The sequence below is a fragment of the Actinomadura sp. NBRC 104412 genome (assembly GCF_030269515.1).
Lineage (GTDB): Bacteria > Actinomycetota > Actinomycetes > Streptosporangiales > Streptosporangiaceae > Spirillospora.
In genome coordinates this window covers 258,351-284,987 of the sequence record NZ_BSTM01000008.1, presented here as the reverse complement: position 1 = coordinate 284,987, position 26,637 = coordinate 258,351, and the positions used below count along the sequence as shown (strand labels likewise).

Below are 26,637 nucleotides of genomic sequence, written 5' to 3'. Positions count from 1 at the left end.
CGACATCCGCGACTGGATCAAGACCTGGAACAGAGACCCCAGGCCCTTCACCTGGACCAAGACCGCCGACGAGATCCTCGAACGCCTCGCCTCATATCTTGAACGGATTCCTGGCGCAGGACACTAGGCACGCGCTCCAGAACGCTCAGCGGGTCGGCGAGGAGCGGGGCGAACCCCAGCTCCGCGCCGCCCGCGAGCGAGGAGTCGTACCCGAGGGCGGCGGTGCGCAGCTCGACCCGTTCCCAGGAGACGGGCAGGACGCTGGCGGCCACCCGTGCCCGCACCCGTTCCGCCGCGCCCCGGTAGATCTCCTGCAGCATGCCGCCGAACACCACGACGCCCGGGTTGAACAGGTTGATCAGGTTGGCCACGCCGATCCCGAGCCAGTCGCCGACCCGGTCCAGCGCCCGCCGGGCGGCCTCGTCGCCGCTCGCGGCAGCGTCCACGACCGCCCGCACCCCGTCCCGGCCGACCGGCCCGCCCGCGCGCCCGGCCGCCTCCAGCAGCGCGCTCTCGCCGACCTCCGCCTCCAGGCAGCCGCGCGAGCCGCAGTTGCAGGGACGCCCGTCCACCGGGTTGACGATCATGTGCCCGAGCTCGGCGCCGTAGCCGTCGTCGCCGTCCAGCAGCCGGCCGCCGACGATGATGCCGCCGCCCACGCCGACATCGCCGTGCAGGTAGACCAGGTTCCGGCTGGCGACGCCCGCGCCGCGCTCGTACTCGGCCAGCGCGCCCAGATGGGCCTCGTTGCCCACGGCCACGGGCAGCCCGAGCCCCAGCCCGCGTCCCAGGGCGGGGCCGAAGTCGAGGTCGGTCCACCCCATGTTCGGCGCCAGCCGCACCATCCCGTCGGCGGCCCTGACCAGGCCGCAGAAGGACGCGCCGACGCCCACGCACCGGGCCTCGGGCGGAGCCGCGTCCACCAGCGCCGTGCCGAACCCGGACAGGACGCGGACCACCTCGTCGAGATCGGGGTACCGGCGGCGGCGCACCGCCTCCAGCCGCTGCTGCACCCGGCCGCCCAGCCCGACCCTGGCGGCGACCAGGCGGTCCACCGCGACATCGAAGGCCAGCACGTACACCAGGTCGCTCTCGGCGCGCACCATCAGCGAGGGGCGGCCCGCCCGTCCCGTCGCCACCGAGCTCTCCTCGCGCACCAGGCCGGCCGCCGCGAGCTTCGCGGTCAGCGCCATGACCGTGCTCCGGTTCACCGCCATCCGGCCGGCGAGCTCGGCGCGCGACACGGCGCCCTTCCGGTGCACCTCCCGCAGCAGGACGCCGAGCCTGCCGCCCCGCGCCGCCTCCCGCACCTGCCGCGCGGTGATGGTGGTGCCCGCAAGGAGAGAAGACGACATCGCTCCTCCTCACAACCGATGCCGCCAAGTTATCCAACGAGAGCGGGGCGGCAACGCCGCCATGGCGGTTATCTCATATTCGAGATATCGTGAAAGGCATGAGCGAGGGGCCCGACGACGATCTCCCGATCCTGCCGGGGTTCCGGGAGATGGCGCTGCGCCACCGCGCCCGGATGCGGGAACGGCGGCAGCGGATGATCGCCGAGCTGGTCGAGCTCCGGAAGGCGAGCGGACTGTCGCAGACCGAGGTGGCCGCCCGGATGGGCACCTCGCAGTCCGCCGTGGCCCGGCTGGAGGCCGGCCACGGCGACGTGCGCGCCTCGACGCTCGAACGGTACGCCGCCGCCATCGACCGCACGATCGGCTGGAGGGTGGACCCATGAGCTTCCCGTACCCCGACCGTCCCGGACCGCGCCGCCACGACCCGCTCATCCCCGGGTTCCGGCCGTGGGAGCCGGAGCCCGATCCGCCGCGCCGGGATCCGCTGCCGCCGTCCCGGATCCTGGCCTTCGAGACGGACCGGCTGGTCGAGATGCGCGTGGTCATGGCGCACGGGCACCTGGACGGCGAGCGGGCCGCCGAACTGTGCTCGCGGCTCATGACGCTGGACGCGCTGGGCGAGGGACGGCCGATCACCCTGCACCTGCGGCTGGAGAGCGCCGGGCTTGAGGCGGCCTTCTCCGTCCTCGACACGATGGACGTGCTGACCTGCCCCGTCCACGCCCTCGTCGTGGGACGGCTGGGCGGCGCGGCGCTGCTCGTGCTCGCCGGGGCCCGGCGGCGGGAGATCACCCCGAACGCGATGATCCGCATGGTCGAGCCGGCCGAGCGGTTCGACGGGACGGCGGCGGAGATGGCGCTGTTCGAGGAGCAGCACCGCCGCCAGGTCGAGGTCTTCTACGACCGGCTGGCACGGCTCACCGGGCGGCCGGCCGAGGAGATCCGCGACGACGCCCGGCGCGGCCGTGTCCTCGGGGCCGAGCAGGCCCGCGCGTACGGCTTCGTCCACGACATCACCGGCACCGCCCCGCCCGGCCTGGCCTAGCGGACCGGCGTCCTGCGTCTTCCGGCCGACCCGGGCCGGCCGTTCCGCGCCGGTACGGATCGCGTCGGCGAAGGCGGACCAGGTCAGCGGCGGGGCATCCGGCCGAGCAGCCGTTCGATGCTCCGGCGCTCGCGCTTGGTCGGGCGGCCGGCGCCACGGGGGCGGACGGCCACCGGGGCGCGCTGCTCGCGCGGCGGGGGCGGCGGGCTCTTGTCGACATAGCACTCGGCGGCCACGGGAGCGCCCACCCGCTTGCTGATGACCCGGGAGACGATCACGATGCGCTCGTGGCCCTCGCGGCGGATCCGGATCTCGTCGCCGACGCTCACCGCATGCGAGGGCTTGACCGGCCTCCCGTTGACCCTGACATGGCCGCCACGGCAGGCGGTGGACGCCATCGAGCGGGTCTTGGCCAGCCGTACCGACCAGATCCACACGTCCACCCGTGCGCTGTCTCGCTCACCCGCCATGGCGCCACCCTAATCGACGTTTTGAACGCGGGCTCGCTCCCTCCACGTACCTCGCAGTGCCGAGGGATTGGCAGGAAGGAGGGTTACGCGCGGTCCAGCGCCTATTCGCTGGAGACGCTGATCTCCTACGTGGAGCGGTACGGCGACGACCGGCTGGTGCTGATCCTCCTGGGCGATCACCAGCCGCTGCCGGTCGTCACCGGGCACGGCGCGGGCCGGGACGTGCCGATCAGCATCGTCGCCCGCGACCGGTCCGTCCTGGACCGGATCTCCGTGTGGGGCTGGCAGGACGGGCTGCGGCCCGGACCGGCGGCGCCGGTCTGGCCGATGAGCGTGTTCCGGGACCGTTTCCTGACGGCCTACGGCCCGCGGCAGCAGTGATCGTCCGGGGCGTCCGCGACGTAGACTCCTGAGCATGCGGCGGCTGAGCAGCACTGTGGTCGTGGTGGCGGGGCAGGGGGCGGACAAGGTCGTGGCCGGTCTCGGGGGCCTGCACAACGTGCGCGCCGTCGTGGCCGGGGAGCGCGATCCCGCCGATCTCAGCGCGCTGGCGGCCCACTCGTCCTCGACCTACGTCGTGCACGACGGCGACCCGCTGGCCGGGGTCCGGGACGCCTGGGTGGACTTCTTCGACCGGGCCGCGCCGCCGGGCGGGCTGGAGGTGGCGATCGAGTCGGCGCTGGCCGACCTGCGCGCCGAGCGGGCGCTGCTGCCCGACTACTACGTCGTCCTGGATCCCGAGGAGATGCCGGAGACGCTGCGTCACTGGTGGCTCGGCGTCCTGGCGGGGGCCGCGCCCGCGCGCGTGGTGCCCGCGCCGGCGTCCACCTCGGCGGTACGGGACGTGCTGTCGCATCTGACGGCGGGCCGCTGGTGGCCGTCCGACCTGGACGGCTGGCTGCGCGCCCTGCCCAAGGTCGTCCCCGACCAGGCGGGCGTGCGTCCCTGAGCGCTCACCCCCCGGCCAGCAGGCGTTGCAGGCCGGAGAGGGCGGGCCCGGCCACGAGCCGTCCCAGCGGGCCGGAGGCGCGGAGGGCCGCGCGGGCGGCGTTGGCGCCGCACGCGCCGTGCACACCGCCGCCGGGATGCGCGGACGCGGACGCCAGGTACAGCCGGGCCACCGGCGTCTCCGGACGTCCCGTGCCGGGAACGGGCCGGAACACCAACTGCTGGTGGAGGACGCTCGTGCCGCCGTTCAGGGCCCCGTTCACAAGGCTGGCGTTGTGCTCCTGGAACGTGGGCGGCGCGAGGACGCGGCGGCCGAGGATCCGGTCCCGGAAGCCGGGCGCGAAGCGTTCGACGACGCTCTCGATCCGGTCGGCCATGGCCGTCTGGTCGCGCTCGTCCCAGGCCCCGGTGATCCCGTCGTCCCCCGCGTCCCCGGTGACGCGCTGGGGCACGTGGGTGTACGCCCAGGCCGACTCCGTGCCGGACGGCGACCGGGACGGGTCCGCGGTGGTCATCTGCCCCACCAGCAGGAACGGGTCGGCGGGCACGCCGCCGGTGGCGAGCTGGGCGTTGTAGGCGGTCATGGCGTCGATCCCGGAGGCCAGGTGCACCACGCCCGACCGCGCGGCCTCGGAGGCGGCCCACGGGACCGGCCCCGACAGCGCCCAGTCGACCTTGAAGGTGGCGTGGTCCCAGGTGAAGCGGCGCATGTCGTCCCGCAGCGTGCCCGGCAGATGCTCCCAGCCGACCAGCCCGCCGTACAGGGCCGGGGCCGGGACGTCGGCGAGCACGGCCCTGGTGGCGCGGACCGCCTCCCCGGAGGCGGTGCGGACGCCGAGCGCCCGCCCGTCCCGGACGACCACCGACGTCACCGGCGTGCCGCACCGCACCCGCCCGCCGCGCGACTCCAGCCTGCGTACGAGCGCCACCGTCAGCTCGGCGGCGCCTCCTTCGGGCACCGGCCAGCCGTGGCTCTGGCCGAGCATCGCCAGCAGCCACGCGAAGGCGGTGCCGCCGGACGACTCGGGGAACAGGTCGGCGTGCATCGCCGAGCCCGCCAGCAGCAGCGGCCCGCCGGGTCCGGTGAACTCCTCCTCGCCGAGGCGGCGGACGGGCAGCAGCAGGAAGCGCAGCAGCCGCAGCAGCTCCGCCGGTCCCGCCCTGGCCGCCAGGGTGGCGCCCGCGCGGACCGGCGGGAACGGGCCGAGCAGGGCGTCCAGCAGCGGTCCCCCCAGCTCTTCCCATTTCCCGTAGAGCCGCGTCCACGCCTCGCCGTCACCGGCGCCGAACCGCTCCAGCCCCTCGGCGGTGCGCCGGACGTCCCGTTCCAGGACGGCGCACCGCCCGTCCGGCAGCGGATGGGCGAGCACGGCGGGGGCGTGCCGCCAGCGCAGCCCGTGCCGCTCCAGCCCCAGGGACCGCATCACGGGCGATCCCACCCCGAGCGGGTAGAACGAGCTGCACACGTCGCTGACGAAGTCCGGGCGCACGCCGCGGTCGCTGCGCACTCCCCCGCCGGGTTCGGGCTGGGCCTCCAGCACCTCCACCGCCCAGCCCGCGTCGGCCAGCAGGTTGGCCGCGACGAGCCCGTTGGGTCCCGCGCCGACCACGACGGCATCGCTCATGCCCCACATCTACCAGAGCGGCACGGCTGCACCGCCGCATGATCTGCGCGGCATCCGTTAGACCCGATCACCGCCGGGTAGCCGTCCCCTACGACCAGGACGAGGGGGATGACGGAGATGAGCAGGCCCGAGGAGAACGCTCCGAAGACCGGGAAGACCGACCAGACCGTGATGCGGCCCGGCGGCGATCCGGACCGGCGCGCGGACGCCGAGCCGCGGCACCAGCCCGACGACCGGCCCGCGGTCGGCGCCGCGCTGGAGGACGCGCTGGAGGAGTCCGGGCGGAACCGCGACGACCTCACGGGAGAGTGAGGTCGTGACGGAAAGGGACGACAGGCACGCCCGCGAGCTCGCCGATGAGCTGGCCCGGCATCCGGACGATCCGCGGTTCCGCGGCCGGCGGCCCGGGGTGCGCGCGCCCCGGAAGGTGTCGCGCGAGGACGCCGACGCCGACACGGCCGGGATCGTGGGCGGCACGGGCACCAGCGGCGGTGGGGGGCCGCACGCCGGTGCGGACTTCGGCCGTACGGAGGGACGGCCGCCGCCGGACACGCCGCCCGATGACGACCTGGACGACACGGTGTTCGGCTCCGAGCCCGGCCCGCCCGAACGCTAGGGCCGCTCGCGCAGCGGACGGTACGGGGCGACGAAGAACTTCGAGGCGGCCAGCCGCAGGCTGAGCTTGCGGACGGCCGGGTGCAGTTTGCGGAGCTTGTCGCGGTGGTGCGTCTGGTCCTGGACCCAGGAGACGCGCGGCGAGCGCCGCTCGCGGTAGGCGGTCAGCGCCTCGTCGACGGGACGGTTGCTGATCAGGTCGGCGAGGACCAGCGCGTCCTCCACCGCCATCGCGGCGCCCTGGGCGAGGTTGGGCGAGCTGGCGTGCGCGGCGTCCCCGATGAGGACGACGCGGCCCGCCGACCACACCGGCGGCGACACCTCCTCGATCAGGCCGGGCAGCGCGTCGCCGCCCTGGTCGAGCAGGGCGGGGATCGGGTCGGCGAAGTCGCGGAACCTCGCCCGCCAGTTCTCGTTGAGCGACGGGTCGAGGCTTTCGCCCATGAGGTCGGCGTAGCAGTAGACCCGGTCGCCGCCGATCCCGACCGTGAGGAAGGCGCGGCCGGGGCCGGTGTAGAGCGTCCAGTCGCGGATGCCGGGGAAGCCCTCGGCGACGAAACGCCAGCACACCTGCCCGACGGGACGTGCCGCGCGGGCGCCGAAGACGAGCCCGCGGACCGACGAGTGCACGCCGTCCGCCCCGATCACCAGGTCGTACACGCCCGCCGACCCGTCGGAGAACGTGGCCTTCACCTGGTCGTCGCCCGCCAGTCCCGTGAGGACGGCACCGAGCCGCACGGGCAGGTCCCTGGTCGCGTCCAGCAGGATCCGGTGCAGGTCGGCGCGGTGGACGGCGAGGCATCGGCCCGAACCCCAGATGTCGTCCACGTCCATCCCGGCGATGGAACGGCCGCGGTGGTCGACGACGCGCTGCCGCCGCACCCGGGCCCCGCGTTCCTCCACGGCGTCGGCCAGGCCCAGCTCGTCCAGTGCGCGGACGGCGTTGGCGGGCAGGTACATGCCGGTCCCCTCGGCGCGCCACTCCCCCACGCGTTCCACGATGTCGGCGACGATCCCGTGCCGCGCCAGCGCCCGCCCGGCCGCCAGCCCGGCGATCCCCGCGCCGACGATCAGCACCCGCGGTCCCGTCATGGTCATGCCCCCTCGATGGTCCTGTGGCCGTCTGGCCACACGACGCTAGGACGGGGACCTTCCGGAATCCTTACTCTCGCAGAGGCTGTGCCATGCCGCGGCCGCCGCCGTCATCGCCCGGCCCTGCCGCCTGGCCCGCTCGTAGGAGGGGACGTCCAGCGCGTCCCTGGCCATGGCGTCCGCCGCCTCCCGCCACTCCTGGGCGAGCGGGGTCGGCGCGACGCCGATGCGGTCGAGCAGCGCCTCGCACCCGGCGAGCCGCGTGACGGCCGTGCCGTGGTCGCCGCGCGCCCCGGCCAGCAGCCCGGCCAGCAGCACGCAGATGGACAGGCCCCACAGATGGCCGAGGTCCTGGAAGCCGCGCGCGCCGTCCCCGAGCAGGCGCGCCGCCATGGCCTGATCGCCGGTGTGCCAGGCGGCCATGGCGTGCAGGGTCCGCGCCCAGGCCAGGCCCTCGGTGTCGCCGACCGGCCGCAGCACCGCCTCGGCGTCGGCGAGCCGCCGTACGGCGCCCGCGGCCTCGCCGGTGGACAGCGCGGCCAGCGCCAGGAACACCAGCACCCTGCCTTCCAGCCACCGGTTGCCGGCGGCGCGGGCGTTGCCGAGCGCCTCCTCCAGCGGCGGCGCCGCGCGTTCGGCCTCGCCCGCGTTGATGGCGGTGACACCGAGCTGGAGCAGCGCATCGGCCAGCCCGGCGGGATAGCCGGCCCGCCTGCTGAGCGCGGCGGCCCGCTCGGAGGCCGCGACGGCGCGCGGCAGATCACCCCGGATGGCGGCGAACGCCGCCGCCGCGTTCAGGGCGCGCGCGGTGTCCGCCGGGGACGCCCTGCCCTTCATGGCCAGCACCCGTTCGCACCAGTCACCGCCCTCGCGGTAGTGGCCCTGCTGGTCCCACCACTTGTAGAGGGCGCCGACGAGCCGCGTCGCGGTGCGGGCGTCGCCGGTCCCGATCGACCAGTCCAGCGCGGCCCTGATGTTGCCGCGCTCGTCCTCCAGGCGCCGCCCCCACTCGGCCTGCCGTGCGTCGCGCAGCGCCGCCCGCGCCGAGCCGACCATGGACAGGACGTAGGCGGCATGCCGGTCGCGCACCGCGTCCGCGTCGCCGGACTGCGCGAGCCGTTCGGTGCCGTAGGCGCGCAGCGTCTCCAGCATCCGGTAGCGCGGCGTGCCCTCGTCGCCGTGGTCGGCGGCGACCATCGAGGTGTCGACCAGGCGCGCCAGCCGCGCGGCCGTCCCCCCGCCGTCGGCCGATCCGCCGCAGACCGCCTCGGCCGCGTCGAGGGTGAAGCCGCCGACGAACACCGACAGCCGGTCGAACAGCCGGCGTTCGGCCTCGTCCAGCAGGTCGTAGCCCCAGTCCACCACGGCCCGCAGCGTCCGGTGCCGCCGTGGCCCGGCCCGGTCGCCGCGGGTCGGCAGCCGGAACCTGTCGTCCAGGCGCTCGGCGAGCTGCGCCGGGCCGAAGGCGTTGGCGCTGGACGCGACCAGCTCGATCGCCAGCGGCAGCCCGTCGAGCCGCCGGCAGATCTCGGCGATGGGCGCGGCCGTGGCGCCGGTCAGCGCGAACCCGGGCCGTACCGCAGCCGCCCGCGCCAGCAGCAGCCGGACGGCCTCCGCGCGGCCGACCGACTCCGGGTCCCGATCGTCCGGCGGCGGCACGTCCAGGCCCTCGACCGGCCGCAGCACCTCGCCCGCCAGCCCGAGCCGTTCCCGGCCCGTGGCCAGGATCCGCAGCCCGGGGCACGCGCCCAGGAGGCGGCCCGCGGCCTCCGCGGCCTCCTCGACCAGGTGCTCGCAGTTGTCCAGGACGATCAGCGTCGCGGCGGACCGCAGATGGGCGGCGAGCACGTCGGCGAGCGGCCGCCGCGGGTGCTCCCGGACGCCCAGCGCGGCGGCGACGGCGGGCACCACCAGGCCGGGCCGGGTCACGGCGGCCAGGTCCACCAGCCACACCCCGCCGGGGAACTCCGCCTGGAGGCCCGCCGCCGCCTCGACGGCGAGACGGGTCTTCCCCACGCCTCCGACGCCGGTCAGCGTGACCAGCCGGTTCTCGCGGACCAGCGCGCGGACCTCGGCGATGTCACGATGCCTGCCGATGAAACCGGCGAGCCGCGCGGGCAGGTTCCCCGGTACGGCGGCGTGCGCGTTGAGGGAGGCGTCCTGCCGCAGGATCGCGGCGTGGACGCGGCGCAGGTCCGCGCCCGGCTCGATGCCGAGCTCGTCCTGGAGACGACGGCGCGCGGTGTGGAAGGCGGCCAGCGCCTCGCCCTGGCGGCCCGTCCGGTACAGGGCGAGCAGGTACTGGCACCAGAACCGTTCATGGAGCGGGTGCTCGCCGACCAGTGACTTCAGTTCGCCCACCAGGTCGCCGTGCCGTCCCAGTGCCAGGTCGGCCTCCAGCCGGCTTTCCAGGACGCGCAGTCTCAGCGCGTCGAGCCGGGCCGCCTCGGCACGCGCGAACGGCTGGTCGGCGAACTCGGCCAGCGCCGGTCCCCGCCACAGCGCCAGGGCGTCGCCGAGCAGCGCCGCGGCTCGGACGTGGTCCTCCTCGGCGAGCGCACCCGTCCCCTCTGCGGCGAGCCGCTCGAACCTGCGGAAGTCCAGCTCGTCGGCGCCCGCCCGCAGGACGTAGCCGCCGTCGCGGTTCAGCAGGCCCGCGTGCGGCTCGGGACGCCCCGCGCGCAGAGCCGCCCTCAGCTCGCACACCCGCACGTACAGCATTTCCGGGGCGCTCTTGGGAGGGTCGTCGCCCCACAACGCCTCGACCAGCCGTCCTTTGGAGACCGTCGCACCGGCGTTGAGCAGCAGAACGGCCAGCAGCCTGCGGTGGCGAGGGCCGCCCAGCGCGAGCGAGGCCCCCGCGTGGACGACCTCCAGGCCGCCCAGGATCCGGAACTCCACTGGGCCCCTCCCCGTCGCGCGGAGCCCGCCCTGGCCGATGTGCCGCTCATGCTACCCGCCCGCCAGGGCGGCGATCATGCGTCGCGGACCGCGAAGGCCGTGACACCGAGCGCCAGCGCGACCCCGGCGTAACCGGCCAGTACGGCCAGGCCCGCCCAGGGGCCGATCGGCTGCGCGTCCAGGCCCACGGTGACCTGGACCTTGAGACCGGCCGTCATGGGGGCCAGCTTCTCGCTCCACTCCCGCCACCGCGGGTCGTTCATGAGCGTGACGACGGTCGCCGGGGTGAACAGCAGGGCGAGCACGGCGGTGAGGGCGCCCGGGGTGTGCCGGACGGCCGCCGCCACGCCCAGGCCGAGCAGCGCCACCAGCCACAGGTACAGGACGGTCCCGAGGTACGCGCGGAGGGTCGGCTCGTCGGCGGGCGACAGCGGCGGATATCCGGCGGACGGGACGAAGCCGTGCCCGGGAAGGAGGGCGCGCGCCGCGAGCAGCGAGCCGAGGACGCCCAGCAGCCCGGCGCCGAGCACCAGCGCGCTGACCACGGCGGCCTTGGCGGCGAAGACATGCCGGCGGCGCGGGCAGGTGGCCAGCGTCGTGCGTACCAGCCCGGCCCCGTACTCGCCGGACATGGCCAGCACCCCCAGCACCACGACGGCGACCTGGCCGAGGTACACCCCGGCCAGGCTCAGCCGGACGACGTCCTGCACACAACCCGGCTCGTCCGCCGGGCAGTTGCGGACATCGGCCGACCACGACACCAGCGCGCCCGCCCCGGCCGTGCAGACCACGGCCGCCAGGACCAGCCAGCCGGTGCTGCGCACGGTGCGCAGCTTGGTCCACTCCATGAGCACCGCGCGTGCCATCGCGGGCCTCACACGTCCCGGCGCCGCAGCGACCACAGCGCCGCCGCCAGGACGACCACGACGTACGCGCACAGGACGGCGACGCCGGGCAGCGGGTCGATGGCGGTGTCGAACCGTTCCCTGGTCCGCTGGACGGCGAGCCCGGCCAGCGGGGTCACCCTGGTCACCCACCGGCCCGTCTCGATCGGCACCAGGCCCGACGCGATCGCCGGGACCAGGATCAGCCCGAGGATCAGCGCGATCGCACCGGCCGAGCGGCGCAGGATCGTACCGGCCCCGAGGGCGATCAGCGCCATCAGCGCCAGGAAGAGCGCGGTGCCCGCGACGGCCCGCAGCACCGGCCCGTCCGTCGGCGACGGATGCGGGTAGCCGGGCGGCTCGTACCCCCTGCTCCGCAGCAACGGCTGCGACAGCAGGAACGCGGCGAGCGACGCGACCAGACCGGCGGCGAAGACCGCCCCCGCGAGCACGATGCCCTTGGCCGCCAGCACCCGTCCCCGCCGCGGGCTCGCCGCGAACGTCGTGCGGACCAGGCCCGTCTTGTACTCGGACGTCGCGAACAGCACGCCGAGCGCGACGACCGCGATGAGGCCGATGTAGACGCCCGCGAGGGAGTTGGCGACGATGTCGTCGTCGCCGCCCTCGCCCGGCCGCAGCGCGCGCAGGTCACCCGTCCCGCGCACGGTGAAGCCCGTCCCGGCCTGGGCCGAGCCGCCGCGGACGATCGTGCCGTCCACGTTCTGGGCGGGGCCTCCCACGTCCGTGCTCTTCCAGGAGCCCGTCTGGGGACGGTTCCCCGCCGTCGCGCTCACCTCGGTGAACGTGGCCACGCCGGGGACCCACACCGTTCCGGTCGAGGTGCCCCGCCGTTCCATCCGGTCGCTCGGCGAGGTGACGAACAGACCGGACTCGGCGCGGGACGGCAGCGCGGGCACCGAGACCGTCCCCACCGTGGCCCAGGTCCGGCCGTCGGCCGAGTGCTGCCCGGTGATCGAGGAGCCGGAGCGGACGAGCCGCAGCCAGCGCGGCGCCCCGGCCGTCCCGCCGGACAGCTCCGTGCTGAAGCCGGTCTGCATCCGCACGCCGTGGTCCCTGGTCACCATGATCGCCGCGTACGGCGACCCCGGCCGGGTGTCCCGCTTGATCAGCAGGCCCGCCCTGGCCCAGGGGTCGATGGCGCGCAGCCCCGTCACCCGCGCGGTGAGGACGCCGTCGCCGGTGAGCGGCCGGTGGACGAAATGGAACCGGTCCTGGTAGCGGGGGGTCTCGTTGACGTTGGTGCTGCTGCCCGCCGCGCCCAGCATCGACAGCAGCGTGGTCAGCACGACCGTGAGCAGCAGGCACCAGGCGGTGCTGCGCACCGACCGGAACTTGGTCCACTCGGCGCGCAGCACATGCCCGAAGCCGTCCCGTGCGGGCGGCTCTGTCTCCGCGGGCCTCTCCTCGCCGAGCGCCGTGGTCATGACGGCTCCCCGGCGTCGGCGACGCGGTCGCCTGCGCTGTACTCGACCGATTCGCGGGTGAGCTCCATGTACGCCTCTTCGAGTGAGGCGCGGTGCGGGGTCAGCTCGGTGAAGCCCAGCCCCGCCTCGGTGAGCAGCGCGGCGATGCGCTCGGCGGTGGGGCCGGTGACGGTCAGCTCGTCCGCGCCGATGACCGCCACGGTCGCGCCCGCGTTGGCCAGCACGGTCATCGCCTCGGACCGGTGCGGGGTGCGGAGCCTGACCCGGTCGCCGGACGCGGTGGCCAGCAGCTCCCGCACGCTGGTGTCGGCGACCAGGCGGCCCCGGCCGATCACGACCAGATGGTCGGCGCTGTCCTGGAGCTCGCTCATCAGGTGGCTGGACACCAGCACGGCCCTGCCCTCGGCGGCCAGCCGGCGCAGCAGCCCCCTGATCCACTGGATGCCCTCGATGTCCAGGCCGTTGATGGGCTCGTCGAACATCAGCACCGGCGGGTCGCCCAGCAGGGCGCCCGCGATGCCGAGCCGCTGCCGCATGCCCAGCGAGAACCCGCCGGTGCGGCGGCGCGCCACCGAGGAAAGGCCGACCTCGTCCAGCACCTCGTCCACCCGGCGCCGGGGTATGCCGCTGTAGTGCGCCATCCAGAGCAGGTGGTCGCGGGCGCGCCGGCCGGGGTGGAGGGCGCCCGCGTCCAGCAGGGCGCCCACCTGGCGCAGCGGGGCGCGCAGGGTGCGGTAGGGCCTGCCGTTCACCAGCGCGGTCCCCTCATCGGGCGCGTCCAGTCCGAGGATCATCCGCATCGTCGTCGACTTGCCCGCCCCGTTGGGGCCGACGAAGCCGGTCACCTGGCCCGGCGCGACGGTGAACGACAGCCCGTCCACCGCGACCGTCCGGCCGTAGCGTTTGCGCAGCCCGCGCAGCTCGATGCTCGCTTCCATGCCTCTGGACGCTACGGATCCGCGGCGTCCGGGTCATCACGCCGCCGAGCCGTCCCCGCGACCCCTGACAAGGGTGACCTACGACTTGGGTACGTCCCTCCTACGAGTGACGCAGAGGCCGCGCAGCGCGCGGACAATACCTACGTGAACCGCACGTACGCGCCCTGGGCACACGTTCTGCCGGGACGGTGGAAGGCTTGCGCGCGGGACGCACTCGGCACTCCCGGCCTCCCCCTGACCGCCGCGGCGCTGCTGGCGCTGGCCGCGATGGTCGAGGTGACGGCGCGGCTGCCGGACGAGACGGCGAGGGTGGGTCACACCCCGGACGCCTCCGCGGTCCTGCTGCCCGCCCTCGGCACGACGCTGCCGCTGTCCCTCGTCCGCACTCACCCCCTGGGCGCGGCGATGGCGGTCACGGCCGGAGGCTTGCTTGCACTCGTCAGCGACCACCGGCCTGTGGTCACCGGGCTGGTGGCGCAAGGCGCGGCGCTCCTGCTGCTCGGGCTGCTCCGCCCGCCGCTGCACGCGCTGCCCGTGGCGTTGCCGTTCGCCGCCTTCGCCGTGCTCGCCGCGCCGGGAGACCGCGCGCTGCTGGTGCCGATGCTGGTGGTGACCGGTGCCGCGCTGCTCACCGGCGCCGCGGTACGGGCACGCCGCCAGACCGCTCGGCGCGACGCGTCCCGCCGGGCAATGGCCGACACCCTGGTCGAGCACGTGGCGCGGGGCGAGCGGGCACGCATCGCGCGGGAGCTGCACGACGTGGTGGCGCACCACATCTCGATGATCGCGGTGCAGGCGGAGACGGCACGGCTGGCCACTCCCGGCATGCCCGCCGAGGGCGAGAAGCGGCTGCTGGAGATCGGCGACACGGCACGGTCGGCGCTGGCCGAGATGCGGCGGGTGCTGGGCGTGCTGAGGGCCGACGCCGGGGAGGACGACCGGCGGCCCCAGCCGGGACTGCAACAGCTCATCGAGCTGGTCGACGAGGCCAGGGACTCCGCCGGCACCAGCACCCGGCTGATCGTCCGGGGCAGGGTGGCGCGGCTCGACCCCGGGCTGGAGCTCACCGCGTACCGCATCGTCCAGGAGGCGCTCACCAACGCCCGCCGGCACGCGCCGGGCGCGGCCGTGGACGTCGAGCTGGACTACGCCGCCGACCGGCTGCGGCTGCGCGTCCGCGACAACGGCCCCGGCCTCCAGGCGGCGGGCGGGGACGCGGGCGGGCACGGGCTGACCGGCATGCGGGAACGCGCCGCGATGGTCAACGGCACCCTGACGATCGGCTCCACCCCCGCGGGCGGCCTGGTCGTCGAGGCCGACCTGCCGATGGAGGGGCCGCCGCCATGAGCATCCGCATCGTCGTGGCCGACGACCAGGACGTGGTGCGCGCCGGGTTCGCCGCGCTGCTCGGCACGCAGGACGACTTCACCGTGGTCGGCGACGCGCCCGACGGCGCCGAGGCGCTGCGGCTGTGCCGCGCCGAGCGCCCCGACATCGTGCTGATGGACGTGCGGATGCCGGTGATGGACGGCATCGAGGCCACCCGCAGGATCGTGGCCGAGAGCGACGGCGACCGGCCCCGCGTCATCATGCTGACCACCTTCGACCTCGACGAGCACGTCTACGACGCGCTGGCCGCCGGCGCCAGCGGGTTCCTCCTCAAGGAGATGAACGCCGAGCGGCTGTTCGAGGCGGTCCGGGTGGTCGACGCGGGGCAGGCGCTGCTCGCGCCCACGGTGACACGCCGGCTCATCACCGAGTTCGCCAGGCTCCGGCCCGTCCGCCGTCCCGCGCCGCTGGACGTGCTGACGCCCCGCGAGGCCGAGGTGCTGCGGCTGCTGGCCGACGGCCTGTCCAACATCGAGATCGCCGACCGGCTGGTGGTCACCGAGGAGACGGTGAAGACCCATGTCAGCCGGCTGCTGGCCAAGCTCGGGCTGCGCGACCGCACCCAGGCGGTCGTGCACGCCTACGAGTCCGGGCTCGTCGTCCCTCGCGGCGGCAGGTGAGCCGGGACGGCGTCCCGGTAGCGGTCGGAGAGTTCGCGGAGGAGGTCGACCAGTTCGGGCGGTTCGGTGACGGTGAAGGGCGTGCCCAGCAGCCCGAGATGGACGGCCAGGCTGTCCAGGGTGTCGGCTCCGGTGTGCAGAACGCAGGTGTGCTCGTCGATCGCCTCCACCGTCCCGACCGCGGGGTTGATGTGGTCGATGATCTGCTCCGCCGGAGCGTGCACGGTGACGCTGGCACGGTGCCGCCAGGCCGCCGACGAGACACCGCGCATGACACGCTCGATCGCGTCCTCGGGCGGCTCGGCCGGGGTGAACCGGGGGCCGGTGGGAAGGCACGGGACGATCCGGTCGACACGGAAGGTCCGCCAATCCGAGCGGCCGGTGTCCCAGGCGACCAGGTACCAGCGGCGCCCCCAGTTGACCAGCCGGTACGGCTCGACGACGCGGCGGCTCTCGGTGCCGTCGTGGCCTCGGTAGTCGAAGCGCAGCCGCTCGTGGTCGCGGCACGCGAAGGTCAGCACGGCGAGCGTCTCGGCGTCCACCTGCGGGACGGGCGAGGTCGCCGGCACCCGGACGGTGTAGGTCTGGAGTGCGTTGACCCTGCGCCGCAACCTGTCGGGAAGCACCTGTTCCAGCTTGGCCAGCGCGCGCTGGGAGGTCTCCTCCACACCGGCGATCGTCCCGCCGGCCGCGGTGCGCAGGCCGACGGCGACGGCCACCGCCTCTTCGTCGTCCAGCAGGAGCGGTGGCAGGCGCGCACCCGCCCCGAGTCTGTATCCGCCTGCCGAACCGCGGGTCCCGTGCACGGGGTAGCCGAGGGTACGCAGCCGCTCCACGTCGTTGCGGACGGTCCGGGTGCTCACGCCCAGGCGTTCGGCCAGTTCCGTGCCCGTCCACTCGCGGGGGTTCTGGAGCAGGGAAAGCAGCCGCAACAGCCGGCTCGAAGTCTCCAACATTCTTCGAGTATGGCGCGCCATTAGGAACGTACTGTTCCTAATGGCCTCCTAGCGTGAGCACCATGAGCGCATCGACGCAGATCAAGCCGTTCCGCATCGAGATCCCGCAGGCCGATCTGGACGATCTGGCCGACCGTCTCGCCCGCACCCGCTGGGCCGACGAGCTGCCCGAGGACGAGGTCACCGACGGCGTCCAGAAGGGCCCGATCCAGCCGGGCTGGGAGTACGGGGTGCCGGTCTCGTTCGTCCGGGACCTGGTGGCGCGGTGGCGCGACGGCTACGACTGGCGCGCGTGGGAGGCCAGGATCAACGCCTACCCGCAGTTCACCACCGAAATCGACGGGCAGACGATCCACTTCCTGCACGTGCGGTCGCAGGAGCCGGGCGCGACCCCGCTGATCCTCACCCACGGCTGGCCCAACACCTTCGTCGAGTACCTGGACATGATCGGCCCGCTCACCGACCCCGCCGCGCACGGCGGCGACCCGGAGGACGCCTTCCACGTCGTGATCCCGGACATCCCCGGCTTCGGATTCTCCGGGCCCACCCGCACCAAGGGCTGGAACGCCGCCCGCATGGCCGACGCCTGGGCCGAGCTGATGAGCCGTCTCGGCTACGAGAAGTTCGGCGCGCACGGCAACGACGGCGGCGCCGTCATCAGCCCGCAGATCGGCCGCCGCCACCCCGACCGGGTCACCGGCGTGCACGTCAACCAGATCTTCTCGTTCCCGTCCGGGGACCCGTCCGAGTTCGAGGGGCTGACCCCGGACGAGATGAAGTACCTGGAGTTCCTCCAGCAGTTCGTCGGCCACTCCGTCCACGACAAGGCGCAGCAGGCCCAGCCGCAGACCCTCGCGCACGCGCTGGCCGACTCCCCCGCCGGCCAGCTCGCCTGGATCGGGCAGCTACTGGCCGGCATCCCGGACCCGGACGTGATCCTCACCATCGCCACCATCTACTGGCTGACCAACACCGCCGCCTCGTCGGCCCGGTACTACTACGAGGAGGCCCGCGCGCCGAAGCCGGAGGAGCCGACCACGTTCCCGATCGGGCTGGCCTCGTTCGCCAACGACTTCCGCCCGCTGCGCCGCTTCGCCGAACGCGACCACAAGAACATCGTGTCCTGGAACGAGTACGACCGCGGCGGCCACTGGGCCGCGCACGACGCCCCCGACCTGCTTCTCGACGACATCCGCGGCTTCTTCCGCCGCTTCCGCTGACGACCGACACCCCGGCCGCCGGGCCGTCGACTCCGTCGGCGGCCCGGCGGCGGTGCGGCGGCCCGGACCCCGCGATGTAAAGAACACTAGACATGATGTCTGGTTTGTTTTACATTTCCGGCATGGCGCTCGAAGAGAAACGCGCGTGGATCCTGGCGGTCGTGGCCGCCGGCGCCTACGCGTTCTACCTCACCCTCGTCCTCCCGCGGCTGCTGGACGCCCCCGCCGCCGACGTCCCGTACGCGGCGGCGCTGCTGTGGACGGCCGGGACCGCGGTCGGCACGACGATCGCGCTGCACGTCGCGGTCAGGATGGCCGCGCCGCGCGACGACGGCCGGCGGGACGAGCGGGACCGGGAGATCGGGGTGTTCGGCGAGCACGTCGGGCACTCGTTCGTCGTCCTCGGCGCCGTCGCCGCCCTGCTGCTCGCGCTGGCCGAGGCCGACCACTTCTGGATCGCGAACGCGCTCTACCTGGCGTTCGCGCTGTCGGCGATCACCGAGTCCATCTCCAAGATCGCCGCCTACCGGCGGGGCGTCCCCCGGTGGTGAGGCCCACCAGGGTCACCAACTCCATCAGGGCGCTGCGGTTCGCGCGGGGACGGATGACCCAGGCCGAACTCGCCGACCGCGTCGGCGTGACCCGCCAGACCATCATCGCGATCGAGCAGGGCCGCTATTCGCCGTCCCTGGAGATGGCGTTCCAGATCGCGCACGCGCTCGGCGCCACGCTCGACGAGGTGTTCCAGTACCCCACGAACAAGGGAGACCCACCATGAAAGCCATCGTCCAGGACGTCTACGGCGGCGCCCTGGAACTTCGCGATCTCGACCGTCCCGCGCCACGCGACGACGAGGTGCTCGTCCGGGTCCACGCGGCCGCCGTCGACTGGGGCGTCTGGCACGTCTCGACGGGCCGCCCGTACCTGTTCCGCCTCATCGCCGGACTCCGCGGCCCCCGCCAGAAGATCCAGGGCACCGACCTGGCGGGAACCGTGGAGCGAACGGGTTCGAAGGTGACCGCGTTCGCACCCGGCGACGAGGTCTTCGGCTCGTCCCCCGGCGCCTTCGCCGAGTACGTGTGCGTCAAGGAGCGCAGGCTCGCCCCCAAACCGCACGGCCTCACCTTCGAGGAGGCCGCCGCTTCGCCCATCTCCGGCGCCGTGGCCATCCAAGCCCTCCGCGGCAAGGCGAAGGCCCGTCCCGGCCAGAAGATCCTGATCATCGGCGCGTCCGGCGGCATCGGCACCTTCGCGGTCCAGCTCGCCGCCGCCGACGGCCTGGAGGTCACCGGCGTCTGCGGCCCCGGCAAGGACGACCTGCTCCGCTCCCTGGGCGCCTCGCAGATCATCGACTACACCAAGCAGGATCTTACGGACACCTCTGAGCGTTACGACATCATCCTCGACATCGCGGGCAACCGCCCCCTCAACCACCTCCGCCGCGCCCTGGCCCCCAACGGCGTCCTTATCATGGCGGGCGGCGAGGACGGCGGCGCCGTCCTGGGCGGGTTGGAGCGCCAGTTCCGCGCCCTCCTCCTCACCCCGTTCATCCGCCAGAGGCTCCGCAGCCTCCTGACCCTGGTCCGCAAGGACGACCTGCTCACCCTCACCGAACTGGCCGGAAAAGGCGCCCTCAAACCGGTCATCGACCGCACCTACCCCCTGGCCGAGGCCGCCACCGCCCTCCACCACCTGGAAACAGGCCACCCAAGGGGAAAACTGGTCCTCACGATCTGATCCCGCCACCGAAGGCAGGGATCGCGCCCGTCCCCCATGCCCAGCGGACGTGCCCGGTCGAAGATCAGCAGCGCGGACAGCAGCCCGATGGCGGCGACCATGATGATCGACCATGATGATGAGGAGGAGGACCGGGGCGCGGGGTTTCGCGTTCACGCGGCACAGGCCAGGGCGGGTCGAGCGGGCGGCGGCACCTACCGGAGTCGGGGGTTGGCGGGGCTGCCGCTCCGGGACGGGGTGGAGGGCGGGGTCCAGGGGATGACGCGGCGCGGGCCGGGCAGGGCGGGGAGCCGGACGGTGAACGCCGCTCCCGCTCCGGGGCGTCCGGTCGCGGTGACGGTGCCGCCGTGGGCCTCCATGATCTCGCGGACGAGGGCCAGGCCGAGCCCCGAGCCCTCGCCGATGTGCCGGGCGAAGAGCCGTTCGGCGGTCGCGGGGTCGAGACCGGTGCCGTCGTCGCGGACGGACAGCTCGACCGTCCCGCCGGGCCCCCGGCACAGGGTCACCCGGATGTGCCCGCCCGTTCGCGTATGGCATAGGGCGTTGTCGAGGAGGGCGGAGATCACCCGGCGAAGGGCGGGCGCCGCGCCGCACACCATGTGGTCGCCCCTGTCGAGCCTGCTGACCTCGACGGCCACACCGCACGCGCGAGCGCGGGCCGACTCGGCCTCGGCCTGTTCCTCGGCGAGGGCGGCCAGGTCGACGGGGACGGCGGGACGGCGCCGCCCGGCGAGCTGTTCCGAGCGCAGCACGTCCTCGACCACCTCGCTGAGCCGCCCGGTGCCGGCGACGAGCCGGTCCATCTCCTCGGGCACGTCCCCGGGGACAAGCGCGCCCTGCCGGAGCCGCTGGGAGAGCAGTTGCGCGCGGACGTGCAGCCGGGTCAGCGGCGCGCGCAACTCGTGGCTCGCCTCCGCCACCAGGCGCCGCCGCCGTTCCAGCGCATCGGACAGCGGGGCCACGGCCCGCCGCGCGACCGAACGGCCGACCGCCAGCGCGGCCGGGCAACCCGCCAGCTCGGCGAGGACGGTCGCGCGCAGCAGCCGGTCGAGGTCGCCGCCGACGACGGTGTGCAGCAGGATCGCGGTCAGGGCGATGGCCAGGCAGGCCGCTCCGGTGATCTGCAGGGCGATCGTGCGCCGGACCCGGGCCAGCACAGGCGCCGTTCCGGGGACGGCAGGTCGTGCTCGTTCACAGTTCGCCCACGCGGTAGCCGACGCCGCGCACGGTGCGGACGACGCCCGCGCCCAGCTTGTTGCGGAGGTAGTAGACGTAGGTGTCGACGATCGACTCGGTGCGGGCGTCCTCGAAGACGCCCCGGCGCAGCGCGGCACGGGTGTGCACGTGCCGGGGGCGGGTCGCGAGGGTGCGCAGCAGCCGGCACTCCCGCCCGGACAGGGGGACGTCCTCGCCGGACGGCAGCCGCACCACCCGGGCCTCGGCGTCGAACCAGGCGTCGCCCAGCGGCAGCAGCGAGGCCCGGTCGAGGTGGCGGCGGTGCAGCGCGCGGACCCTGGCCAGCAGTTCCTCCACCGCGAACGGCTTGACCAGGTAGTCGTCGGCGCCCGCGTCCAGCGCGGTGACCCGGTCGGCCACCTCGTCGAATGCCGTCAGGACCAGCGCCGGGGCGGTGACCGCGCGGCCGCGCAGCCGGCGCAGCAGCTCGACGCCGTCAAGGACGGGAAGCGCCCGGTCGACGATCATCGCGTCGTAGTCTCGGGTCAGGGCCAGGTGCAGGCCGCGCTGCCCCTCCTCGGCCAGGTCGACCGCGTAACCCTGCTCGGCGAACAGTCCGCGCAGCATCCCGGCCAGTTCGCGATCGTCCTCGATGATCAGGAGCCGGCGGGAGGGCTGGTCGAGCGCTGGCGGTGACGCGGCCACGGTCTCACGGTGGCACCGCCGACCGGGCATCGCTACCGTTCGGGCAATTGTGGACAATTCCGGGTGGTCTTGAACCGGTCCGCCACCTGGTACGTCTTGCACCCTTCAGCCGACGGTCTCCATTTCCTGCGCGGCCGCCCGGCGGGCCGCCTCCTCCGCCCGCTCGCGCTCGTACCGCTCGGGCAGGGCCAGCCGGTAGAGCGGCAGCGCCCCGGCCGTGGTGATCACGGCGACCAGCACCAGCATGGCGAACAGCTGCTGCGTGATCATGCCCTGCGCCAGCCCGATGTTGATGAAGATCAGGATCATCAGGCCGCGCGCGTTCATCAGCCCGCCGACCGCGTACGACTCGCGCCGGTCGAAGCCGAGCCCGCGCATGGCCAGCGCGCAGCCGAGGTACTTCCCGATGAAGCCGGCCAGCATGATCGCGGCGAAGGCGAGCAGCATGGTGCCGCCCGCGATGCCCTGCAGGTCGGTGTTGAGCCCGGAGAAGGTGAAGAACACCGGCAGCAGCAGCGTGCTGACGACCGCCATCATCCGGCCGTGCAGCGCCTCACGGAACTTCGCATCGCGCGGCATCACCAGGCCGGCGACGAAGCCGCCGAACACCGAGTAGATGCCGATCCAGTCGGTCAGCCAGCCCGCCGTGAGCGGCACGAGCACCACGACGTACATCGCGTTGGGCCCCAGGACGCCCGTACGCGCGAACTCCCGGCCCAGCGGCCGCAGCGCCCGCTTCACCAGCGTCAGCATGACCGCCGCGAACACCGCCGACAGGACGATGGTGCGCAGCGCGCCGTCCACGCCCGAGCCCAGGTGCAGCGCGGTCAGCAGGGCGAGCAGGCACCAGGCCGCGGCGTCGTCGATGGACGCGGCCATGAGCGACAGCCGTCCCAGCTTGGTGTTCTCCAGGCCCCGCTCGTACAGGATCCTGGCCAGCATGGGGAACGCGGTCAGCGACAGCGCGCCGCCGAGGAACAGCGCGAACTGCCAGCGCGGGATGTCGGGACGCGACACCGTGCCCCAGAAGGCCAGGCCGACGACGAAGCCGAGGAGCAGCGAGGGCAGGATCCCGGAGACGGCCAGCACCGACGCCCGGCGGGCCTCACCCGGCGAGCGCGCTGTGGTCGAGCCCGGCGCCGACCAGGAACATGTAGAGCGTCAGCCCGATCGTGCTCAGCACGTACAGGACGGGCCTGACCTCCTGCGGGAACAGCGCCGCCTGCGCGTCGGGGAACAGGGCGCCGAACAGCGTCGGGCCGAGCAGGACGCCCGCGACCATTTCGCCGAGCACCCTCGGCTGCATCACCATCAGCGCGAGACGCCCGCAGGCCCACGCGACGGCCAGGATCACGACGAGGGCCGGGAACACCCTGAGCATGAGCTGGAGGTTGGGATCGGACGGGGGCGCGGCCAGGGTGGTGGTGGCGTGGGCGGTCGCGGCGACCTCGGACCAGGTGGGCATGCCGTTTCACCTGCGTTCTCACATGAGCGGGCGGTCCGCTCTCACGGACGCGAAATGGCGTTGGCACAGGCGCAGCCGCCGCGCGTCCCAGACCATGTAGGTGCCGAGCGCGAGCTGGACGAGGCTGCGCCCGACGTCCTCCCATCGGTCCCGGACCCGCATGAACAGCAGCGGCACCGCCGTGCTGGACGGGACGCCGCGCCCGGTCAGCAGGCACGGGCCCCGGTTGGGCAGGGAACGGGTGTGCGAGGCGGCGGTGGCCAGTTCGCAGCGGCGCAGGATCTCCAGCGCCGCCACCCGCATCGTGAGGGGCGCGAGCCGCCAGGCCGGGCAGGGCCGGTTGGCGGCGACGCCGAACGGGATGTGATGGGCGTTCCTGGCCGCGCCGGGCCGCGCCCAGCGGTCCGGGTCGAACCGGTCTGGGTCGGCGTGGCCGGAACGGTGGTACTCGGGGTAGTTGAAGCACAGCACCGAACCCGACGGAATCTTGGTGCCGGGGTCGAGTTCGATGACGTCGGTGGTGATGCGGTGCGCGATGCCGAACAGCGGGTAGAGACGCTGCGTCTCGGCGAGCACGCGGTCGAGGTAGCGGGCGTCCCCTTCGCGCGCCCTGTCCTGGACGCGGGGATGCTGCGCGAAGACCATCAGCAGATGCGCCATGGCCTCCGACATCTGCACGACGGCGGTGTTGAAGAAGGTCCCTTGCAGGTAGTACGCTTGCTCCTGCGGTGACAGGCACTCGGGCAGGGGGTGGCGGACGTCGGGGAGCCGCCCGAGCAGGTAGCGGGTCAGGCGGTGGCGCCGGTCCATGTGGCGGAGCCCGCAGCATTTGAGGGCGGTGACCACGTCGTCGGCGTTTCCGACGATGAGGTCGCGGGCCGCGGGCGGGCAGGGCTCACCGAAGACGACCTCGTAGTAGAACGCGGCCCACACCGGCATCATCAGGTCGCGCAGCCGTACCCATGTGCGCTCGCCGGGCTCCTCGGGCAGCTTGCCGGTCAGCTCGCGGGCGACGCAGCGGCGGGTCAGCTCCTCGGCCTCGGCGCGGGGCACGGCGAGGAAGGCGCGTGTGGCGCGTGCGACCGCCTCGTACCGCTCCCCCGCTTCCAGGTGTTCCTGGTGGACCTCGGGGCCGGGCGACAGCCAGTACCAGAACAGGTCCGACAGGGCCGCGCCGTCGCTGCGGCCACCGGCCGCCGGATGCGAGTAGACCTCCTTGAACCGGTCGACGCCCACCAGGTCGCCGGGCACCGGGATCGCCTCGTTGCCGTTGACCCGCGCGAAGACCCATACCCGTAGCGCCACCACCCGTCCGGGCAGCCACCAGGGCAGGCTCACCCCCAGCGCGGCCAGGGCGAGCACCGTCACGATCAGCATGCCCGCCGCACCATGCCCGGATCGAGGTCGGCGACGGACGCGCAGCCCAGCAGGGTGAGCGCGTGCGCGATCTCCGCGTGCAGCAGGCCGAGCACGTGGGCGACGCCGCGCTCGCCCGCCGCCGCCAGCCCCCAGATCACCGGACGGCCGACGCCGACCGCCGACGCTCCCAGCGCCAGGGCCTTGACCACGTCGGTGCCGCGCCGGATCCCGCCGTCGAGCAGCACGGGGACGGCCCCGTCCACGGCCGCCACGATCTCCGGCAGCATCTCCACCGTGGCCGGGACGGTGTCGAGCTGGCGCCCGCCGTGGTTGGACACCAGCACCGCCGCGGCGCCGTGCGCGACCGCGAGTCGCGCGTCCGCCGGATGCAGGATCCCCTTCAGGACGATCGGCAGCGCCGTGATCCGCCGCAGCCGGTCGAGATGCTCCCAGGAGATCTCCGGGGACGTCTCGATGGGCCTGACCCGTCCGGTGCCGTCCCGCAGGTTCTCGCAGCACAGCCCCTCGGGCAGGTCGTCGAAGCCGTGCCGCACGTCCCGTCCGTGCACGCCGCGTGCGGGCGAGTCCACCGTGACGACCAGGGCCTCGCACCCGGCCGCCTCGGCGCGACGCACGATCGACTCGGTGAACGCCGCGTCCGGCTGGACATAGAGCTGGAACCACAGGCGCGCCCCCGGCGCCGCCGCGGCGACGTCCTCGATCGCGACCGTGGCGGCCATGCTCACGATCATGATGGTGCCGGTGGCGGCGGCGGCCCCGGCGGTGGCGCGCTCGCCGTCCGGATCGGCGAGCCGGTGGAACGCGGTCGGCGCCACCAGCACCGGCGGGGACGCGCGGCCACCGAGGAGGGACACCTCGATCCCCGGGTTCCCGGCGTGGCCGCGCAGCACCCTGGGCAGCAGCGCGAGACGCCCGAACGCGTCCTCGTTGGCGCGCAGGGTGACCTCGTCGCCGGCCCCGCCCGCGAAGTAGTCGTAGTGCGCCGGTTCGAGGCGGTCACGGGCGAGCGCCTCGAACTCGCGCAGCGTGGACGGGAGCCGCGCCCCGGCCACCGTGGCCGGGCGCATCAGACCGTGGCGGGCGCGGTGCGGCGGGCGAAGAACGCGCGGAGCGGCTCGAAATGCACCTCCCGGGAGGTCCACTCGTTCTCCAGGTTCTCGGTGACGTGATGCACCGCGGGCGGTTCCCCGGCGCGGTGGTGCCGCACCACCGGGTGCAGGTAGTGGCCCTCGTCCGCGCGGGAAGGGTCGTTCTGCCTGATGCGGCCGACCGACACGTCGAACGGGTCGACCTTGTCGTGGTCGGGACCGTACTCCAGCGTGATCGTGAAATGGCCGCCGGTCCCGACGGGTTCCAGGGGCTCGGTGAAGTCGACCGGCACTTCCTCCAGGTAACGGGCGCCGTTCCGGCCGTCGAGCACGATGGCGTCCGCCATCAGCGCGAACTGCTGCCACAGCGCCGACGAGCGGTTCACCCGCTTCAGCACGGCCTCGGCCAGCGCCTCCGGGTCGGCGGGCAGCGCCCGCGACGGCCACGGCTCGCCGTGGTACCGGGACTCCAGGACGCGGTGCAGCGCCCGCACCCCGTACCGGAACCCGTGGATGAACCCGCTCGTGCCGCGCTTGAAGTCGCGGGACTGCGTCAGCGTCCCGGCGAAGTACAGGTCCGGGACGTTCACCGACTCGTAGGCGGGGGTCAGCGCCGGGAACCTGTCCGCGATCGTCAGCGCGGGCCGGCATTCCGGGGCGAAGATCGAGGCGTCGAACCGGAAGCCGGTGCAGACGATCACCCGGTCGTAGGGGATGTCCTTGGTGACCTCGTCGGCGCGGGCGAAGGCCACCGTCACCCGGTACGTGCCATCGGCCTGCCGCTCGATGCGCCGGACGTCCCCGTCCAGCAGGGCGTTCTGCGACTTGAGCTGGTAGGTGTCCAGCAGGCCGTTGTTCACCGCCCGCAGGTGCCCCACGAAATGCGTGCGCCAGGCCATCCGCACCGAGTGCGGCCCGGCGACATGGATCACCGCGGCGGTCTCGATCAGGTTGTCGGCGGTCTCGAACGCCGAGTTGCCCTTGCCGATGATGAGCACCCGCTTGTTCACGTAGTCGGCGGGGTCGGTGGAGGCGGTCCCGTACAGTTCGGCGGTCTCCACGCCCGGGATGGGCGGGACGTTGGGACGGGTCACGCCGGTCGCGACGATCACCCGCCGGGCCGAGTACGAGCGGCCCCGCTCGTCGGTCACCCGGAAGGGGCCGCGCTCACCGTCCCTGGTCACGGAGACGACGCGGGACCCGTACACCACGTTGGCCCCGCAGGCGTCGGCGAAGTCCGCCAGGTAGCGCACCATGTCGGCGGCGTCGGGGAAGTACCGTTCGCTGTAACGGGTGAACAGCAGGTCCGGGTCGTCGGACAGCAGCGAGTTCCAGTCCATCCGCAGGTTCAGCTCGGGGTCGTCCCACCCGGTGTACCGCTTGTTGATCGAGATCAGCCTGCGGTGCCGGGGGAAGGTGCGGAAGAACATGCCGGGCGCGGGCCCCGCCTCCAGGATCACGTGGTCCCGTCCCGCCGCGGCCAGGAAGTGGCCGAGTTGCAGCCCCGCGGGGCCGGCGCCGATGACCAGGTCGTCGAGGGTCGCACGGGTGTCGTCCGGCACGGCCGCCTCCGGGAAGCGATG

28 protein-coding genes are annotated in these 26,637 nt (G+C 73.9%); 12 read left to right on the top strand and 16 right to left on the bottom strand.

Features of this window, described 5'->3' with window-relative positions:
• Positions 1 to 47 precede the first annotated feature (47 nt).
• Positions 48 to 1,355 carry an ROK family transcriptional regulator gene (locus tag QSK21_RS13440; RefSeq protein WP_285695983.1) on the bottom strand — a complete coding sequence of 436 codons (1,308 nt, stop codon included), beginning with the start codon at positions 1,353 to 1,355 and terminating at the stop codon, positions 48 to 50.
• A 98-nt stretch (positions 1,356 to 1,453) separates the two neighbouring features.
• Here QSK21_RS13440 and QSK21_RS13435 point away from each other — a divergent pair, with 98 nt between their 5' ends.
• Together QSK21_RS13435 and QSK21_RS13430 are read left to right on the top strand one after the other, a co-directional pair.
• Entirely contained in the window at positions 1,454 to 1,738 is a 285-nt protein-coding gene (locus QSK21_RS13435) for a helix-turn-helix domain-containing protein (RefSeq protein WP_285695981.1), read from the top strand.
• Positions 1,735 to 2,400, top strand: coding sequence for an ATP-dependent Clp protease proteolytic subunit (locus QSK21_RS13430; RefSeq protein WP_285695979.1), 666 nt, complete (start codon positions 1,735 to 1,737; stop codon positions 2,398 to 2,400). Before QSK21_RS13435 ends, QSK21_RS13430 begins: the two co-directional genes overlap by 4 nt.
• An 83-nt stretch (positions 2,401 to 2,483) precedes the next feature.
• On the opposite strand, the gene QSK21_RS13425 is transcribed toward QSK21_RS13430, so the two are convergent.
• A complete protein-coding gene (locus QSK21_RS13425) occupies positions 2,484 to 2,870 on the bottom strand; it encodes an RNA-binding S4 domain-containing protein (protein ID WP_285695978.1) in 387 nt (128 codons plus the stop codon).
• Between the two features lie 21 nt (positions 2,871 to 2,891).
• Here QSK21_RS13425 and QSK21_RS13420 point away from each other — a divergent pair, with 21 nt between their 5' ends.
• The gene (locus tag QSK21_RS13420; protein ID WP_285695977.1) at positions 2,892 to 3,251 is read left to right on the top strand and encodes a hypothetical protein; all 360 of its coding nucleotides are present in this window, start codon (positions 2,892 to 2,894) and stop codon (positions 3,249 to 3,251) included.
• A 34-nt stretch (positions 3,252 to 3,285) separates the two neighbouring features.
• Complete coding sequence (locus QSK21_RS13415; RefSeq protein ID WP_285695975.1) at positions 3,286 to 3,819, top strand: hypothetical protein; 534 nt, start codon at positions 3,286 to 3,288, stop codon at positions 3,817 to 3,819.
• A gap of 4 nt (positions 3,820 to 3,823) precedes the next feature.
• Here QSK21_RS13415 and QSK21_RS13410 read toward each other — a convergent pair whose 3' ends face one another.
• Positions 3,824 to 5,443: a phytoene desaturase family protein gene (locus tag QSK21_RS13410; protein WP_285695973.1), complete on the bottom strand. Its 1,620-nt coding sequence runs from the start codon at positions 5,441 to 5,443 to the stop codon at positions 3,824 to 3,826.
• Between the two features lie 108 nt (positions 5,444 to 5,551).
• Between QSK21_RS13410 and QSK21_RS13405 the strand changes: the two genes are divergently transcribed.
• Positions 5,552 to 5,755: a hypothetical protein gene (locus QSK21_RS13405; RefSeq protein ID WP_285695972.1), complete on the top strand. Its 204-nt coding sequence runs from the start codon at positions 5,552 to 5,554 to the stop codon at positions 5,753 to 5,755.
• Positions 5,756 to 5,759: 4 nt separating this feature from the next.
• The gene (locus QSK21_RS13400) at positions 5,760 to 6,059 is read left to right on the top strand and encodes a hypothetical protein (RefSeq protein WP_285695970.1); all 300 of its coding nucleotides are present in this window, start codon (positions 5,760 to 5,762) and stop codon (positions 6,057 to 6,059) included.
• Here QSK21_RS13400 and QSK21_RS13395 read toward each other — a convergent pair.
• The 5 genes from QSK21_RS13395 to QSK21_RS13375 form a co-directional block, all read right to left on the bottom strand.
• Positions 6,056 to 7,156 carry an FAD-dependent monooxygenase gene (locus tag QSK21_RS13395; protein WP_285695969.1) on the bottom strand — a complete coding sequence of 367 codons (1,101 nt, stop codon included), beginning with the start codon at positions 7,154 to 7,156 and terminating at the stop codon, positions 6,056 to 6,058. The two genes, QSK21_RS13400 and QSK21_RS13395, sit on opposite strands and share 4 nt — an antisense overlap.
• A 39-nt stretch (positions 7,157 to 7,195) precedes the next feature.
• Positions 7,196 to 10,051 (bottom strand): AfsR/SARP family transcriptional regulator, encoded by a 2,856-nt coding sequence (locus QSK21_RS13390; RefSeq protein WP_285695968.1) that lies wholly within the window; start codon positions 10,049 to 10,051, stop codon positions 7,196 to 7,198.
• A 74-nt stretch (positions 10,052 to 10,125) separates the two neighbouring features.
• Complete coding sequence (locus QSK21_RS13385; protein WP_285695966.1) at positions 10,126 to 10,917, bottom strand: ABC transporter permease; 792 nt, start codon at positions 10,915 to 10,917, stop codon at positions 10,126 to 10,128.
• 8 nt (positions 10,918 to 10,925) lie between these two features.
• Positions 10,926 to 12,380, bottom strand: coding sequence for an ABC transporter permease subunit (locus QSK21_RS13380; RefSeq protein ID WP_285695965.1), 1,455 nt, complete (start codon positions 12,378 to 12,380; stop codon positions 10,926 to 10,928).
• Complete coding sequence (locus tag QSK21_RS13375; protein ID WP_285695964.1) at positions 12,377 to 13,318, bottom strand: ABC transporter ATP-binding protein; 942 nt, start codon at positions 13,316 to 13,318, stop codon at positions 12,377 to 12,379. Before QSK21_RS13375 ends, QSK21_RS13380 begins: the two co-directional genes overlap by 4 nt.
• A gap of 144 nt (positions 13,319 to 13,462) precedes the next feature.
• On the opposite strand from QSK21_RS13375, the gene QSK21_RS13370 reads away from it, so the two are divergent.
• Both QSK21_RS13370 and QSK21_RS13365 read left to right on the top strand, forming a co-directional pair.
• Complete coding sequence (locus QSK21_RS13370; protein WP_285695963.1) at positions 13,463 to 14,665, top strand: sensor histidine kinase; 1,203 nt, start codon at positions 13,463 to 13,465, stop codon at positions 14,663 to 14,665.
• Positions 14,662 to 15,327 (top strand): response regulator, encoded by a 666-nt coding sequence (locus tag QSK21_RS13365; protein WP_285695961.1) that lies wholly within the window; start codon positions 14,662 to 14,664, stop codon positions 15,325 to 15,327. The genes QSK21_RS13370 and QSK21_RS13365 overlap by 4 nt, the downstream gene beginning before the upstream one ends.
• Here QSK21_RS13365 and QSK21_RS13360 read toward each other — a convergent pair.
• Positions 15,288 to 16,283, bottom strand: a complete 996-nt coding sequence (locus tag QSK21_RS13360; RefSeq protein WP_285695960.1) for a helix-turn-helix transcriptional regulator — start codon at positions 16,281 to 16,283, stop codon at positions 15,288 to 15,290. The two genes, QSK21_RS13365 and QSK21_RS13360, sit on opposite strands and share 40 nt — an antisense overlap.
• A 62-nt stretch (positions 16,284 to 16,345) precedes the next feature.
• Between QSK21_RS13360 and QSK21_RS13355 the strand changes: the two genes are divergently transcribed.
• From QSK21_RS13355 to QSK21_RS13340, 4 genes are all read left to right on the top strand, one after another.
• Positions 16,346 to 17,503 carry an epoxide hydrolase family protein gene (locus QSK21_RS13355; protein ID WP_285695959.1) on the top strand — a complete coding sequence of 386 codons (1,158 nt, stop codon included), beginning with the start codon at positions 16,346 to 16,348 and terminating at the stop codon, positions 17,501 to 17,503.
• Between the two features lie 122 nt (positions 17,504 to 17,625).
• Entirely contained in the window at positions 17,626 to 18,054 is a 429-nt protein-coding gene (locus QSK21_RS13350; protein ID WP_285695958.1) for a hypothetical protein, read from the top strand.
• Positions 18,048 to 18,281: a helix-turn-helix transcriptional regulator gene (locus QSK21_RS13345; RefSeq protein WP_502871556.1), complete on the top strand. Its 234-nt coding sequence runs from the start codon at positions 18,048 to 18,050 to the stop codon at positions 18,279 to 18,281. Before QSK21_RS13350 ends, QSK21_RS13345 begins: the two co-directional genes overlap by 7 nt.
• Positions 18,278 to 19,240, top strand: a complete 963-nt coding sequence (locus QSK21_RS13340) for an NAD(P)-dependent alcohol dehydrogenase (RefSeq protein ID WP_285695957.1) — start codon at positions 18,278 to 18,280, stop codon at positions 19,238 to 19,240. Before QSK21_RS13345 ends, QSK21_RS13340 begins: the two co-directional genes overlap by 4 nt.
• Before the next feature lie 194 nt (positions 19,241 to 19,434).
• On the opposite strand, the gene QSK21_RS13335 is transcribed toward QSK21_RS13340, so the two are convergent.
• From QSK21_RS13335 to QSK21_RS13305, 7 genes are all read right to left on the bottom strand, one after another.
• Positions 19,435 to 20,397 carry a sensor histidine kinase gene (locus QSK21_RS13335; RefSeq protein ID WP_285695956.1) on the bottom strand — a complete coding sequence of 321 codons (963 nt, stop codon included), beginning with the start codon at positions 20,395 to 20,397 and terminating at the stop codon, positions 19,435 to 19,437.
• Between the two features lie 34 nt (positions 20,398 to 20,431).
• Positions 20,432 to 21,121, bottom strand: coding sequence for a response regulator transcription factor (locus tag QSK21_RS13330; RefSeq protein WP_285695955.1), 690 nt, complete (start codon positions 21,119 to 21,121; stop codon positions 20,432 to 20,434).
• A 105-nt stretch (positions 21,122 to 21,226) separates the two neighbouring features.
• Positions 21,227 to 22,210: a cation:proton antiporter gene (locus tag QSK21_RS13325; protein ID WP_285695954.1), complete on the bottom strand. Its 984-nt coding sequence runs from the start codon at positions 22,208 to 22,210 to the stop codon at positions 21,227 to 21,229.
• Between the two features lie 16 nt (positions 22,211 to 22,226).
• Positions 22,227 to 22,586: a cation:proton antiporter domain-containing protein gene (locus tag QSK21_RS13320; protein WP_285695953.1), complete on the bottom strand. Its 360-nt coding sequence runs from the start codon at positions 22,584 to 22,586 to the stop codon at positions 22,227 to 22,229.
• A gap of 18 nt (positions 22,587 to 22,604) precedes the next feature.
• Positions 22,605 to 23,963, bottom strand: a complete 1,359-nt coding sequence (locus QSK21_RS13315; RefSeq protein WP_285695952.1) for a cytochrome P450 — start codon at positions 23,961 to 23,963, stop codon at positions 22,605 to 22,607.
• Positions 23,957 to 25,033, bottom strand: coding sequence for an alpha-hydroxy acid oxidase (locus QSK21_RS13310; protein ID WP_285695951.1), 1,077 nt, complete (start codon positions 25,031 to 25,033; stop codon positions 23,957 to 23,959). The genes QSK21_RS13315 and QSK21_RS13310 overlap by 7 nt, the downstream gene beginning before the upstream one ends.
• Positions 25,033 to 26,616 (bottom strand): NAD(P)-binding domain-containing protein, encoded by a 1,584-nt coding sequence (locus QSK21_RS13305; RefSeq protein ID WP_285695950.1) that lies wholly within the window; start codon positions 26,614 to 26,616, stop codon positions 25,033 to 25,035. Before QSK21_RS13305 ends, QSK21_RS13310 begins: the two co-directional genes overlap by 1 nt.
• Positions 26,617 to 26,637: the final 21 nt, after the last annotated feature.

What these genes read in the sequence shown, in the direction of transcription:
- QSK21_RS13395 (WP_285695969.1), bottom strand. Translation starts at nt 7,156, where the DNA reads ATGACCATGACGGGACCGCGGGTGCTGATCGTCGGCGCGGGGATCGCC.
- QSK21_RS13310 (WP_285695951.1), bottom strand. Translation starts at nt 25,033, where the DNA reads ATGCGCCCGGCCACGGTGGCCGGGGCGCGGCTCCCGTCCACGCTGCGC.
- QSK21_RS13435 (WP_285695981.1), top strand. Translation starts at nt 1,454, where the DNA reads ATGAGCGAGGGGCCCGACGACGATCTCCCGATCCTGCCGGGGTTCCGG.
- QSK21_RS13430 (WP_285695979.1), top strand. Translation starts at nt 1,735, where the DNA reads ATGAGCTTCCCGTACCCCGACCGTCCCGGACCGCGCCGCCACGACCCG.
- QSK21_RS13355 (WP_285695959.1), top strand. Translation starts at nt 16,346, where the DNA reads ATGAGCGCATCGACGCAGATCAAGCCGTTCCGCATCGAGATCCCGCAG.
- QSK21_RS13350 (WP_285695958.1), top strand. Translation starts at nt 17,626, where the DNA reads ATGGCGCTCGAAGAGAAACGCGCGTGGATCCTGGCGGTCGTGGCCGCC.
- QSK21_RS13405 (WP_285695972.1), top strand. Translation starts at nt 5,552, where the DNA reads ATGACGGAGATGAGCAGGCCCGAGGAGAACGCTCCGAAGACCGGGAAG.
- QSK21_RS13410 (WP_285695973.1), bottom strand. Translation starts at nt 5,443, where the DNA reads ATGAGCGATGCCGTCGTGGTCGGCGCGGGACCCAACGGGCTCGTCGCG.
- QSK21_RS13440 (WP_285695983.1), bottom strand. Translation starts at nt 1,355, where the DNA reads ATGTCGTCTTCTCTCCTTGCGGGCACCACCATCACCGCGCGGCAGGTG.
- QSK21_RS13385 (WP_285695966.1), bottom strand. Translation starts at nt 10,917, where the DNA reads ATGGCACGCGCGGTGCTCATGGAGTGGACCAAGCTGCGCACCGTGCGC.
- QSK21_RS13380 (WP_285695965.1), bottom strand. Translation starts at nt 12,380, where the DNA reads ATGACCACGGCGCTCGGCGAGGAGAGGCCCGCGGAGACAGAGCCGCCC.
- QSK21_RS13340 (WP_285695957.1), top strand. Translation starts at nt 18,278, where the DNA reads ATGAAAGCCATCGTCCAGGACGTCTACGGCGGCGCCCTGGAACTTCGC.
- QSK21_RS13425 (WP_285695978.1), bottom strand. Translation starts at nt 2,870, where the DNA reads ATGGCGGGTGAGCGAGACAGCGCACGGGTGGACGTGTGGATCTGGTCG.
- QSK21_RS13375 (WP_285695964.1), bottom strand. Translation starts at nt 13,318, where the DNA reads ATGGAAGCGAGCATCGAGCTGCGCGGGCTGCGCAAACGCTACGGCCGG.
- QSK21_RS13415 (WP_285695975.1), top strand. Translation starts at nt 3,286, where the DNA reads ATGCGGCGGCTGAGCAGCACTGTGGTCGTGGTGGCGGGGCAGGGGGCG.
- QSK21_RS13365 (WP_285695961.1), top strand. Translation starts at nt 14,662, where the DNA reads ATGAGCATCCGCATCGTCGTGGCCGACGACCAGGACGTGGTGCGCGCC.
- QSK21_RS13315 (WP_285695952.1), bottom strand. Translation starts at nt 23,963, where the DNA reads ATGCTGATCGTGACGGTGCTCGCCCTGGCCGCGCTGGGGGTGAGCCTG.
- QSK21_RS13360 (WP_285695960.1), bottom strand. Translation starts at nt 16,283, where the DNA reads ATGTTGGAGACTTCGAGCCGGCTGTTGCGGCTGCTTTCCCTGCTCCAG.
- QSK21_RS13320 (WP_285695953.1), bottom strand. Translation starts at nt 22,586, where the DNA reads ATGCCCACCTGGTCCGAGGTCGCCGCGACCGCCCACGCCACCACCACC.